The sequence below is a fragment of the Pelagerythrobacter sp. genome, from assembly GCF_041912895.1.
In the GTDB taxonomy this organism is placed as follows: Bacteria; Pseudomonadota; Alphaproteobacteria; order Sphingomonadales; family Sphingomonadaceae; genus Pelagerythrobacter.
In genome coordinates, this window is the sequence record NZ_JAYSGI010000001.1 from 918998 (window position 1) to 930963 (window position 11966).

The 11966-nt window shown below is 68.5% G+C and carries 11 protein-coding genes; 4 read left to right on the forward strand and 7 right to left on the reverse strand.

Going from position 1 to position 11966, the window contains the following annotated elements:
- Positions 1 to 335: 335 nt before the first annotated feature.
- Positions 336 to 833 carry a septal ring lytic transglycosylase RlpA family protein gene (locus ACE3QC_RS04590; RefSeq protein WP_374405924.1) on the forward strand — a complete coding sequence of 166 codons (498 nt, stop codon included), beginning with the start codon at positions 336 to 338 and terminating at the stop codon, positions 831 to 833.
- A gap of 282 nt (positions 834 to 1115) precedes the next feature.
- Here ACE3QC_RS04590 and ubiA read toward each other — a convergent pair whose 3' ends face one another.
- Positions 1116 to 2018 carry a 4-hydroxybenzoate octaprenyltransferase gene (gene ubiA, locus ACE3QC_RS04595; RefSeq protein ID WP_374405925.1) on the reverse strand — a complete coding sequence of 301 codons (903 nt, stop codon included), beginning with the start codon at positions 2016 to 2018 and terminating at the stop codon, positions 1116 to 1118.
- A gap of 39 nt (positions 2019 to 2057) precedes the next feature.
- Between ubiA and ACE3QC_RS04600 the strand changes: the two genes are divergently transcribed.
- Both ACE3QC_RS04600 and ACE3QC_RS04605 read left to right on the forward strand, forming a co-directional pair.
- The gene (locus ACE3QC_RS04600) at positions 2058 to 2810 is read left to right on the forward strand and encodes a 16S rRNA (uracil(1498)-N(3))-methyltransferase (protein ID WP_374405926.1); all 753 of its coding nucleotides are present in this window, start codon (positions 2058 to 2060) and stop codon (positions 2808 to 2810) included.
- 41 nt (positions 2811 to 2851) lie between these two features.
- Positions 2852 to 4222: a glutamate--cysteine ligase gene (locus ACE3QC_RS04605; protein WP_374405927.1), complete on the forward strand. Its 1371-nt coding sequence runs from the start codon at positions 2852 to 2854 to the stop codon at positions 4220 to 4222.
- Between the two features lies 1 nt (position 4223).
- Here the strand turns inward: ACE3QC_RS04605 and ACE3QC_RS04610 are convergent, their stop codons facing one another.
- The 5 genes from ACE3QC_RS04610 to ACE3QC_RS04630 all read right to left on the reverse strand — a co-directional run bounded on the left by ACE3QC_RS04610 (position 4224) and on the right by ACE3QC_RS04630 (position 9928).
- Entirely contained in the window at positions 4224 to 5579 is a 1356-nt protein-coding gene (locus tag ACE3QC_RS04610) for an isoprenylcysteine carboxylmethyltransferase family protein (RefSeq protein ID WP_374405928.1), read from the reverse strand.
- A 60-nt stretch (positions 5580 to 5639) separates the two neighbouring features.
- Complete coding sequence (locus tag ACE3QC_RS04615) at positions 5640 to 6983, reverse strand: PQQ-binding-like beta-propeller repeat protein (RefSeq protein ID WP_374405929.1); 1344 nt, start codon at positions 6981 to 6983, stop codon at positions 5640 to 5642.
- Positions 6984 to 7007: 24 nt separating this feature from the next.
- On the reverse strand, positions 7008 to 7772 hold the full coding sequence (locus ACE3QC_RS04620) for a tetratricopeptide repeat protein (RefSeq protein WP_374405930.1): 765 nt from the start codon (positions 7770 to 7772) through the stop codon (positions 7008 to 7010).
- A gap of 129 nt (positions 7773 to 7901) precedes the next feature.
- Entirely contained in the window at positions 7902 to 9047 is a 1146-nt protein-coding gene (locus tag ACE3QC_RS04625) for a glycosyltransferase family 4 protein (RefSeq protein WP_374405931.1), read from the reverse strand.
- Entirely contained in the window at positions 9044 to 9928 is an 885-nt protein-coding gene (locus ACE3QC_RS04630; RefSeq protein WP_374405932.1) for an alpha/beta fold hydrolase, read from the reverse strand. Before ACE3QC_RS04630 ends, ACE3QC_RS04625 begins: the two co-directional genes overlap by 4 nt.
- An 85-nt stretch (positions 9929 to 10013) precedes the next feature.
- On the opposite strand from ACE3QC_RS04630, the gene ACE3QC_RS04635 reads away from it, so the two are divergent.
- Positions 10014 to 11420, forward strand: coding sequence for a protein adenylyltransferase SelO family protein (locus tag ACE3QC_RS04635; protein ID WP_374406649.1), 1407 nt, complete (start codon positions 10014 to 10016; stop codon positions 11418 to 11420).
- Between the two features lie 10 nt (positions 11421 to 11430).
- Here ACE3QC_RS04635 and ACE3QC_RS04640 read toward each other — a convergent pair whose 3' ends face one another.
- Positions 11431 to 11961 carry a hypothetical protein gene (locus ACE3QC_RS04640; protein WP_374405933.1) on the reverse strand — a complete coding sequence of 177 codons (531 nt, stop codon included), beginning with the start codon at positions 11959 to 11961 and terminating at the stop codon, positions 11431 to 11433.
- Positions 11962 to 11966 lie beyond the last annotated feature (5 nt).

Genomic DNA, 11966 nt, shown 5'->3' on the forward strand with positions numbered 1-11966 from the left:
GGCGCCAAGCGCTTCCGGAACGGTTCGCCGGGAAGGAAGACCACGCATCGGTGAGAGTGGGGTCGGCAGCTATGCCGGCCCCATTTCTTTTGCCCCTTCGACATGCCAGCGGTCCGGCCCGGGCAGACGCGTCGCGGGCGACCGAATCGCCCGGCCTAGACCTTTCTCATTCGCCGAAAACGAGACGGCGTCACCGCGATTCGAACGCAGGAAGTTCCCCAAAGCGCGACGAGTTGAACCCGAATCGGGATGGGTGGCCGCCAAGGTGGTGCCTCCGTTATTCCCCGTCCGGTATAGCCGCCGCCATTATGGACGGGTCGATAAACGTTCGCCGCTTGCCGGCTCGCAAGCTCGCCGCCTTCGCCGCGGCGTTGGTGCTGACTGCCCCCGCTGGCGGCCCCGCGCTCGCCGATACGGGCGCGAAAGCCGATGCGTTTGAGGCGAACTTCGTCCACCTGCCTGCCAACTCGATCGCCATCGCTCCGGCCGCCGGTGCGGTGGACGTAACTGCGATCGAACCGGCGGTCGAGGAAGCGGGCGAAGTGCTCGGCTCGGGTGTCGCTTCGTATTACGGGCGCCGCTTCGCCGGCCGCCCCACCGCCAGCGGAGAGCGGTTCGATCCCGGACAACTCACTGCCGCGCATCGCACGCTGCCGTTCGGCAGCAAAGTGCGGGTGACCAATCCGCGCAACGGCAAGTCGGTCGTGGTGCGGATCAACGATCGCGGGCCGTTCCACAAGGGCCGCATGATCGACGTATCGCGCGCTGCCGCGGACGAACTCGGCCTGGTGCAGCGCGGCCATGGCACGGTCGATCTCGTCCTGCTCGACTGAACGCGCGGCCACCCCCGACCACATTCGCATCGCCGGAAAAAACAGGGGCCCCCGCGCATGGCGGAGGCCCCTGCCGCTCGTCGGCCTCGGTGGTGACGCCGGCGGGCTAGCCGGGATGGCAAGGAGGCGACGCGCAGACTTTTCGAGGGAGGGGGGAGAAGAAGGCCGCGCGCCGCCTCTCCCCGCACCAACCATGGCGGTGCGAAAGGGGGTCCAGTCTTAGCGGCGGGTCGTGCGCGGGATGCGATGGCCCCGCCGGGTTCATCGATGCGACAGGTGAACCTAGGCGTTGCCCACGACGTAGCAGGCCGCGGCCACCAGCGCTCCGGCCCAGCGATTGGCGCGAAACCGCTCGAGCGGATTGGCGGGGTCCGCCGGATCGAGCGACGCGACCTGCCAGCCGAGATGCAGTGCGGCGGGCACGAGCGCGAGCAGCGCGACCCAGTCCGCGCGCAGCAGCCAGAACGCCAGCCCCCAGAGCGCGAGCGCGCCGAGGTAGAACACCGTCACGCCGCCGCGCACCCGGCCACCGAGCCGCAGCGCCGACGAGCGGATGCCGACCAGCGCGTCGTCCTCGCGATCCTGCAGGGCATAGATCGTGTCGTAGCCGATCACCCACAGCACGCAGCCGGCGTAGAGCGCTGCGAGCACCTCCCAGTTATCGCCGCGCAGGGCGATCCACCCGACCGGCGCGCCCCAGCTGAACACCAGCCCGAGCCACGCCTGCGGCCACCATGTGATCCGCTTCATGAAAGGATAGGCGGCGACCAGCGCGAGGCTCGCCAGTGCGACGACCTGCGCTTGCCAACGAAGCTGGAACAGCACGATGAGGCCGACCGCGCACAGCGCGCCGAGCCAGGCCCACGCGAGCGTCTGCGAAATCCGTCCGCTGGCGACCGGCCGCACCGCGGTACGCGCCACCTGCCGGTCGAGATCTGCATCGACGATATCGTTGTAGACGCACCCCGCCCCGCGCATCGCCACGGCGCCAAGCAGCAGCCAGAGGAGCAAGCCGATCTGCCACCCGGCGCCGGCCAGCCACAGCCCGAACGCGCAGGGCCAGAACAGCAGCCACCAGCCGATTGGCCGGTCGAACCGGGCAAGCTGCGCGAGGTCGCGCGGCACCTGCGGCAGGCGCGCGACCAGGCCGCGATGCTCGCTGTCGGGGACGATCTGATCGGTCACGGCTTGTCCCCTACCGCCCGGCGTGGCACCTGCCTAGCCATGCCCGCCACCCCCGCCTGGCCACCGCGCAGCGCACCGCGGCTGTTCGTCCCGCCACCGCTGGCGCAGGGCGTGGCGATCGCGGTCGAGGGCAATCAGGCGAACTATCTCGCCAAGGTCATGCGCGTGGCGCCGGGCGACGCGGTGATTCTGTGCGACGACGCGACCGGCGAATGGGCGGCAAAAGTGATCGAAGCGGGCAAGCGCGCGGTCGTGCTCGAGCCGGTCGAGCTGCTGCGCGGGCGCGAGGCGGTGCCGGACCTGTGGCTGTGCCCCGCGCTGCTCAAGAAGGATCGCTTCGACATGGTGCTGGAGAAGGCGACCGAATTGGGCGTCGCCGCGATCCGCCCGCTCGTGACGCGCCGCTGCGTGGCCGACAAACTCAACCTCGATCGGGCGCGCACCGTCACGATCGAGGCCGCCGAGCAATGCGCGCGCACCGCCCTGCCCGACGTCTCCGAGCCGGTGAAGCTGGCCGGGCTGCTGCGCGACTGGCCGGAAGATCGGGCGCTGTTCTTCGCCAACGAACTTGGCGGTGCACCGGCTGCGGAGGCGTTCTCGCAGCGGGGCAAGGCCGCCATCCTGATTGGCCCCGAAGGCGGTTTCGACGACGAGGAACGCGCGGCCATCCGCGCGCTGCCGCAAGCCGTGCCGATCTCGCTCGGCCCGCGTATCCTGCGCGGGGAAACCGCCGCCATCGCGGCACTGGCGGTGTGGATGGCGAGCGCGGGCGACTGGCGCGGCGAAGAATAAATTCCTTCCCACGCAAGGTCCGGTTTCCTAACTGAGCCGGCATGAGCACGCGCGACACCTCGACCACCGACGATCCGATCATCGAATCGCGCGACCAGCTCGTCGCGCCGATGCAGGCGGGCGAGAAACCCAAGAGCGCCTGGCGCATCGGGACCGAGCACGAAAAGCTGGTCTACAAGCGCAGCGATTTCCGCGCACCCAGTTACGACGAAGACTGCGGTATCCGCGATATCCTGCTGAATTTGCGGCAGTTCGGCTGGGAGCCGGTCGAGGAAGGCGGCAAAGTCATCGCGATGCGCGGGAGCGACGGCACCGTCAGCCTCGAGCCCGCGGGCCAGCTCGAACTGTCGGGCGCGCCGCTGGAAAATCTGCACGAGACCTGCAACGAGACCGGCCGCCATCTGGAGCAGGTGAAGGCGATCGGGGAATGCTGCGGGGTCGGCTTTCTTGGCCTCGGCATGTGGCCCGACAAGACGCGCGAAGCGCTGCCGGTGATGCCCAAGGGCCGCTACGCGATCATGATGCGGCACATGCCGCGCGTGGGCAGCCTCGGCCTCGACATGATGCTGCGGACCTGCACGATCCAGGTCAACCTCGACTATGGCAGCGAGGCGGACATGGCGAAGAAGTTCCGCGTCGGCCTCGCGCTCCAGCCGCTCGCCACGGCGCTGTTCGCCAATTCGCCGTTCACCGAAGGCAAGCCCAACGGCTTCCTCAGCTATCGCAGCCACATCTGGTCGGACACCGACCCGCACCGCACCGGCATGCTGCCCTTCGTGTTCGAGGACGGCTTCGGCTACGAACGCTGGACCGACTACATGCTCGACGTGCCGATGTACTTCGTCTTCCGCGACGGGAAATACATCGACGCCGCCGGGCAGAGCTTCCGCGATTTCCTGCGCGGCGAGCTGCCCGCGCTGCCGGGCGAGAAGCCGCGCCAGTCGGACTGGTGGGACCACCTTTCCACCGCCTTCCCCGAAGTGCGGCTCAAGAGCTTCCTCGAGATGCGCGGCGCCGATGGCGGCCCGTGGAACCGCATCTGCGCCCTGCCCGCCTTCTGGGTCGGCCTGCTCTACGATCAGGCCGCGCTCGACGCGGCGTGGGATCTGGTCAAGCACTGGTCGATGGAGGAGCGCGAGGCGCTGCGCAATGCGGTGCCGAAACTCGCACTCGATGCGCCGCTGCCCGGTGGCGGCAAGCTGCATGACATCGCGCACGAGGTGCTGGCGATCTCGCGTGCGGGCCTCGCCGCGCGCGCGCGGCTGAACACCGGGGGCGACAACGAAACCGGGTTCCTCGAAACGCTCGACGAGATCGTCGCCAGCGGCAAGGTGCCCGCGCAACGCCTGCTGGATCTCTACCACGGCGAATGGGCGGGCGACGTCAGCCGCGTCTACGAGCAGAGCTTCTAGGCTACTCCGCCGGTTGCACCATCGCGCCGCCGCGCGGGCGCAGGCGCTTCGCCAGCGCGGTCAGCGGCCGGGTCAGCAGGCCGTGCCGTTCCATCCAGGCGTGGTATTCACGGTATTTCGCGTCCTCGCCCAGCAGGTGCGCTTCCTCGGTCTTGGCGCGCCAGAAATAGATCGCGCTGATGCAGGCGAGGAAGAACGTGTTGCGCACCATGTCGACCGGCGATCCGCTCGATACAAGAAACGGCAGGGTCGAACACCACCAGAACAGGTTCTTCGACACGTAGGCGGGATGGCGGGTGAAGCGGTACGGGCCGTTCGTCAGCACGCCACGATAGGTGAGATTGGAAAAGCGTAAGCCGAACGCGACCGTCGCCCAGGCGTAAAACGCGGTCAACAGCGCGAGCCACCCGGCCCAGAGCCACAGCAGCGCCGGATGCCCGGCCAGCCAGTGCCCCCAACCCGGCGTATTCACCTCGTAGGCCAGGATGCCGTCCGCGCCCATGAAGGCATAGACGAACGGCGGATAGCAGATCAGCGCCGCAAGCCACCCCGCGAGAAACGGGTTGCCGCTGCGAATATGCGCATCGAGCGGGCGGAAAGTCATCAGATAGCCGACCGTGCCGATCTGCACGTCGATCACGAACAGCAGGCCGATCAGGACGCCACCGATCGCCACCGGATCGCGCAGGGCCTGCGCCAGATCGGCCTCCACCACCACGGCGAAACCGCCGGGCAGGATCGAGATCATAAATGCGCCGAAGAACCCCTTGATGATCCACGCGCGCCAGTGCTTCTTGACCTGCTCGGCATCCCAGCCCGCCCGATGCAGCAGCATCGCGCCGAAGTGCCATGCGTTATCGCGCGGCTCCACCAGCCGCCGGTCGAGCCACAGCACGTAAGGCACCGAAAGCACCACCAACGGAACCACTGCGGCTGCCAGCACCTCCATCGCGAACAGGTATTGCCCGCGCCAGTACCAGCGTGCGATGCAGTAGAGCCCGGCGATGATCGCCCAGGTGGCCCACAGGCCCGCGAGCTTGATCGCCGAGTCGCCGATCACTTCGGCCAACGGCCGCTTGCGATGCCAGTCGATCCCGGTCGACGGGTTGCGATGCACCTTGTCGACCAGCACCGACCATGCAGCCATCGGCGCGGCGGAGAAGAACAGCGCGGCGAGCGCGGCGTAAGGGCCGGACATCGGCGCGCGCGGGCCGGGCAACGCGAAGGCGTCGGCGAATTGCGGCCAGTTACGGCAGAACACGATCCATGCGAGCAGTCCGAGCAGCCCGGCGAAGCCCACCCCCGCCGAAACGTCGCTCGCAGGCGGGGCTTTCGCAGCTGTTGGATGCGCGCTCATCGTGAGCCGCGCGATAGCCCGAAAGGGTTAAGGAGCGGGTAAGGCCTTAGGGTCCTGACCCTAGCGGAAGGCGTGGATCGTGCCCTCGTCGTCGAGCAGGTAGAGCATGTTGTTCGCCACCACCGGTGCGAGCGAGACGGGCTTGTCGAGGTCCCTGAACAGGTTCGCCGCGCCGTCGGCCAGGCCGACCTTGTAGATCTGCCCTTCGGTGCTCGCGATCCACAGGTTGCCGCCTGCGAGGACGGGGCCGGTCCAGAAGATCGCGCCTTCCCGGTCCTCTTCGTCGCGATAGCGGCTGAGCTGCGTAATCCAGCGCACCTTGCCGCTGGCCCGCGCGATCGCGAGCAGCTTGGCATCGTCGGTCAGCGCGAAGATCCATTCGCCGGCGATCGCGGGCGTGGAGATGCCGGCGACGTTGAGCTCCCAGATCCGCTGCCCAGTCACCAGCTCGTATGCCGCCATGCGCCCGCCCTGGCCAAGCGCATAGACGCGGCCGCCGTCGATGATCGGATCGGCGTCGATATCGGTCAGCGAGCCGACCTCGGTCGAGATCGAGGTGCGCGCGAGCGCGTCGGACCACAGGAACTGGCCGTTCTCGTAACGATAGGCCGACAGCTCGCCCGAGCTGTAGCCCGCGATCACCGTGCCCTGCCCCGCCGCCGGAGCGGCGACGCCGAACACGCCGGCCGCCGTCTGCGAGCCCGATTCGTTCCATTTCGACTGCCCGGTCGCGGCATCGAGCGCATGGATCTGGTTGTCCTGCGTCATCACGTAGACCGAGTTGAAGGCGATCGTCGGCGAACCGCGCAGCGGACCGGCGGGCTTGACCTTCCATATCTCAGAACCCGTTTCCGCCTCGAGCGCGGCGACTTCGCCGACGCCGTTGGTGATGTAGAGCCGCCCACCGTTGTAGCTCGCGCCGCCGCCGAAGGCCGCGTTCTGCACGTTTCCGGCCAGCTCCATGCGGTGGCTCCAGCGCCGCGCGCCGGTCGCCGCATCGAACGCGTGGACGACGCCGTCGGTATCGACCGCGTAGAGCATCCCGCCGCCGACCACGGGAGCGGCGGCGAGCCTGCGGCGTTCGCCCCCACCCGCGATCTGGGCGGTCCACACCTGCGAGGGTGCGTCGGCCAGCGTGAGGTGGCCGTAGCTCTTGCTCGCGGTGCCCCCCGCCTGCGGCCAAGCATCGTTAGTCTGCGCGGGCGGCACGACGACCGCCACCTCGGCGAGCGAGGCATCGACGCTCGCGCCGCTCTCGATGCGCGAGAGCACCGGCTTGCGTTCGCCGACGGTCGGCGTGGTCTTGGGGCCGTCTCCGCCGAAAAGACCGCATGCGCCCAGCGTCGCCGCCAGCGCCACCACGGCGACGCCGCGGGAGAGATTCGAAAAACGGATGGAAGTCATCGGTTCAAGGCCTGTTCTGAAGGTCTATTGCGCTTGCGGCGCAGCGCCTGCGGGCGCGCGAATTTCGTCGAGCACCGCGTCGACATCCTCGATCGCGTCGACCCCGAGCACGCCGGCCATCTGCCGCGCGCGCGAGCGCAGCGCTTCGGGCTGGTTTTCGTCCCTGGCGATCGAGGCGAACAACGCGCCCGCCTCGCGGTTCTTGCCCTGCTCCAGCTGCGCCATCGCGACCAGTTCGGCCGCGCTACCGAAGAACGGCTTGCCCGGCACGGCCATCGGCTGCAGCCGCGAAATCACGTCGGCCGGCGGCAACGTGTCGAACGTCGCGGCGACCTGGCGGATCGTGGCCAGATCGCGCATCAGCTGCGGCGCATCGCCATCGGCGGCGACCCCGGCGTAGAGCTCCGCCGCATCGGCGGTGCGCCCCTGTTCCATCGCGATGCCCGCCTTGAGCAGGGTCGCCTGCGTCGCCGCGCCGCTGCTGCCTTCGGCGATCAGTGGGTCGAGCTGGCTGTCCGCACCGGCGAGATCACCGGCCTGCAACCGGTCGAGCGCGCCGACCAGCGTTTCCGAGTGCGCCTCCATCGCCGCTTCCTGGCGATGGTTCCAGTAGAGGTAACCGCCGAACGCGACGAGGCCGAGCACCAGCGCGGCGATCAGCGGCTTGCCGTAGCGGCGGCCGAAATCGGCGTACTGATCCTGGCGGACGGCTTCGTCCACTTCGCGCATGAGGACATCTTCCGATGCGGCGCGTCTCTGTTCGGAGGAGGTGGTGGGAGTGAGGGCCAAGCTGTGGCTCTTTCCATTTATCAATTTGGGCGTTCGGCGGGCTGTTTAGCGGATGGGCGCGCCAATTCAACTTGGAAACCTGCCTGTCCCCCGGCGAGTGAACCGCAGGTGAAGCGCACTGGCGCGGCTTCAGGGCAACGTGTCGCGGCCCATGGCGGACGCGTAGAGCCGGCGATAGGCCGCGATCATCGGTTTCTCGTCGAACCTGTCGCGCGCCTTGGCGCGATTGGCGCTGCCGAGTTCCGCGCGCAGAGCGGGATTCGCCGCCAGCGCCCGCAGGCTCTCCGCCAGCCGCTCGGGCACGGGATCGACGAAGGTGCGGTTCGGTTCGGCCACCATCTGCCCGATATCGCCCACGTCCATCGCGGCGACCGGCAGGCCCGCCGCCATCGCCTCGATCAGCGAGAGCGGCGCCTGCTCGCTGTCGGAGGAGATCGCGAAGATATCGAACAGCCCGGCATAGCGCGCAGGGTCCATCGCGAAGCCGGGCAAATGGACGCGGTGGCCGATGTCGTGGTGCTCGGCGGCGGCGCGGATCGCCTCGCGCTCGGGTCCCTCGCCCACGATCACCAGGTGCCATTCCTCGGGCAGCGGCGCGAAGGCCTTCACCAGCCGCGGCAGGTTCTTGACCTCGCGCAGCCCCGCGATCGTGCCCACCCAGAACTCGCCCTTGCGCTTGACCACGCCGCGCAGCGCGTCGGTCTTGGGCCGTTTGGCGAAGGCCCTGGTGTCGATCCCGTTGGCGATATGCTTGACCCGGCCCAGCGGCTGATCCCACGTTTCGAGCGCGATCCGCTCGAGCGTCTCGGACGGCACCACCAGCCCGTTCGCCCGGCCCAGCGCGATCTTGCGGTAGAGATTGCGCGTCGGCTTGAGGCGCGTCCGCTCGTCCTCGTTGAAGCCGTCCTCGTGATGGATCAGCGGCGGCAGGCCGAACGCGTCCTTGAACGCGGTGTGCGCCATCACCGCATCCATCGCGCCCCAGTTGTAGGTCAGGACCAGATCGTAGCCCTGCATCGCCCGCGCGAGGCGCTGAAGACGCGCCGGGGTCGGCCATCCGTGAAGCGGTGGGAAGTCTTTCGGGTAACGCACTGGTATCTGGCGCAGAAGATGCTGCGCCGCCTCCATGTGTTCGGGCTGGCCCGAGACGATCGCATGATCGACCTTCGGCCCGAACGCATTCATCAGGCGCACGGTGCGCAGTTCCTTGCCGCCCGCCGCGAAAGTCGAATGCAGGTGGAGGATTCGCGCCCGGCCGCGCGGATCGGCGCTCATGCGGCCCGCGCGAGCAGTCGGTCGATCGCCGCGAGCGCGACCGGCTCGTCCAGCAGCGGAGCGTGGCCGACGCCGGGCACGGTCACCAACTCCGCATCGGGGTGGCGCGCGGCCATCGCTTCGGCCGTGGCAGGCGAGAGCAGGTCCGACAGCGCGCCGCGCAACAGCAGCAGCGGCGCATCGCGCAAGGCCTCGAACGCGGGCCACAGATCGGGCGCCGCGCCGCCGCTGTCGGCGTTCTCGTCGCCACGGAACGGCTCGGCGATGCTCATGTCGTAATCGAACCCGATGCGGCCGTTCTGCTGCACCGTCAGCCCGCGCTTCGCCATCGCGAGCCAGTCGCCGGTCTCGAAGCCGGGATGCGCAGGGGCATGGACCTCCTCCAGCGCGAGTGCGGCGTGCATCCAGGTGGGGAAATTGCGCCCCTGCCCGACATATTCGCCGATCCGCGCGAGCCCCGCAGGCTCGACCTCCGGGCCGATGTCGTTGAGCACCGCTCCGGCGATCCGGCTTGGCTCCTTCGCCGCCATCAGCATCGTCATCAGTCCGCCGAGCGAAGTGCCGATCGCGACGAAGCGCGCCACGCCTTCCTGCGCCAGCAGCGCCTCGACATCCTCGACATAGGTTGCGGGCGTATAGCTCGCGGGATCGCGCGCGTATTCGCTGTCGCCGCGCCCGCGCATCTCGGGCACGATCACGCGGCGCGAAGCCGACAGGTGCGCGGCGAGATCGGCGAAATCGCGCGCATTGCGCGTCAGCCCGTGCAGGCACAGTACCGGCGCGCGGTCGCCCGGCCCCTGCCCCGGCCCCGGATAATCCCGGAAATGCAGCTTCAGACCGTCCGGGCTTTCCCAGAAGCGGTCGGTAAATCCAGTATCCATCGGTTTCCGGGGGTTTCCTGTGTCAATTTCCCGCGACGGCCCGGCTGTCGTTGCCACCGCCTTCGCAGTCGCGCACTATCGCCCGATGCGCGAAGAACCGCAAGCGTCGCCCTATCGCCCCGATCCCGCGATCCTCCCGCTGGCCCCGTGGCTGGCCGATCGCGTGGAAGCGGCGCGGTTCCCTGCCGCCACGCTGCGGTATCGCAACGATCGCTGGGACAGGGCGGTTGGGCTGGACGAGCTCGACGAAGCCGCATGGATCGATCACTTCGCCCGCTTCGCGCCGCTCGCCGGCAACCTGCCCCAGCCACTCGCGCTGCGTTACCACGGGCACCAGTTCCGCGTGTACAACCCCGAGATCGGCGACGGGCGCGGGTTTCTGTTCGCGCAGCTTCGCGACGAATCCGGGCGGCTGCTCGATCTCGGCACCAAGGGTTCGGGCACCACGCCGCACAGCCGCACCGCCGACGGACGGCTGACCCTGAAAGGCGCGGTGCGCGAAATCCTCGCGACCGAAATGCTCGAGGCGCTGGGGGTCTACACCTCGAAGACCTTCTCGGTGATCGAGACCGGGGAAGAACTGTGGCGCGGCGACGAGCCCTCGCCCACCCGCTCGGCGGTGATGGTGCGGCTGAGCCACGGCCACATCCGGATCGGCACCTTCCAGCGGTTGCTGGCGCTGGAAGTGCGCGACCACATGGCTCAATTGGTCGATTACTGTCTTGCCCGGTTTCCCGGGCCGCAGCCGCCGCCCGACGCGCCGGGACGCGACGAGCCTGCGGTAATCCTCATGCACCAGGCGGTCGAGCGGCTCGCCGATCTCGCAGCGAGCTGGATGGTCGCGGGTTTCGTCCACGGCGTGCTCAACACCGACAACATGAACGTGACCGGCGAGAGCTTCGATTACGGCCCGTGGCGCTGGCTGCCCACATGGGATGCGGGCTTCACCGCGGCCTATTTCGATCACAACGGCCTCTACGCCTTCGGCCGCCAGCCGGAAGCGGTGCACTGGAACCTCGGCCAGTTCGCGGTCGCGCTGCGCCTGCTCGCCGACGCGCCGCCGCTGATCGCTGCGCTCGAGCGCTTCGGGCCGCTCTACATGGCAGCGGTGGCGCGGCGCTGGTGCTGGCGGCTTGGCGTCGCACAGCGCGGCCCCGAACGCGACGGCGCGCTGGTGGCGGCCTGCGAGCAGGCGATGCGCGAGAGCGGCATCCCGCCCGACACGTTCTTCCACCGCCACCGCGGCGCGCGAAATGCCGAAGGCGCCCTCGCCGAAGCGCTGGCCGGATACCGACCGACGGCGGGTGACGACGCCTCCTATTGGGCCGAAGCGCCCCCCGAATCGATGCTGATCGACGAAGTCGAGACCATCTGGTCAGCCATCGACGAGCGCGACGACTGGACACCGCTAGCCGAGAAGATTGCCGCTGTGCATCGCATGGGCGATGCGCTGGGCGCGCCGCCTGCACCTGAGGGTCACGCGCCCGGTTGAGTGCTTCCCATCAGGGCTGTCCGGTCGTCATCTCCAGCGGCTGGATATCGATCCCGAACAGCTTCCATTCGCCCTGTTCCCACTGGAAATACATGTCGAACGAGAGCGATATCGGGCGCATCTGGAACATGCCTTGCACACGAAATACGTCTTCGCGGACAAGCTGCGGTGCCTGGGTGTAGGTCGGCGGGATCAGCAGCGCGTTCGATAGGTCGATGCGAGAACGGCGAATGCCGGCGAACACCTCGGCCAGCCGCGCAGCATCGTTGTTGATCTGGAAACCTTGCGCGGAGATATCTCGCAGCACCGAATAGTTGCCCGACCGGTTGGCGTGATCGACCGCCGCCATCGTGGACCAGATCATCTTCGACAGTTCGAGCTGGCTCGGCGTGGGCCGAATCGAGGGGGGCGGCTGCACCTGTCCGGCCGGAACCTGCGCTTGCGCCATTGCGGACGAAACGGGCGAGAACGCCATTACGGCGAACAAAAATGCCGGGGCAAGGCGCCCCGGCATCTTCGGTAGTTTTGCAGTCATCGTCATGACCA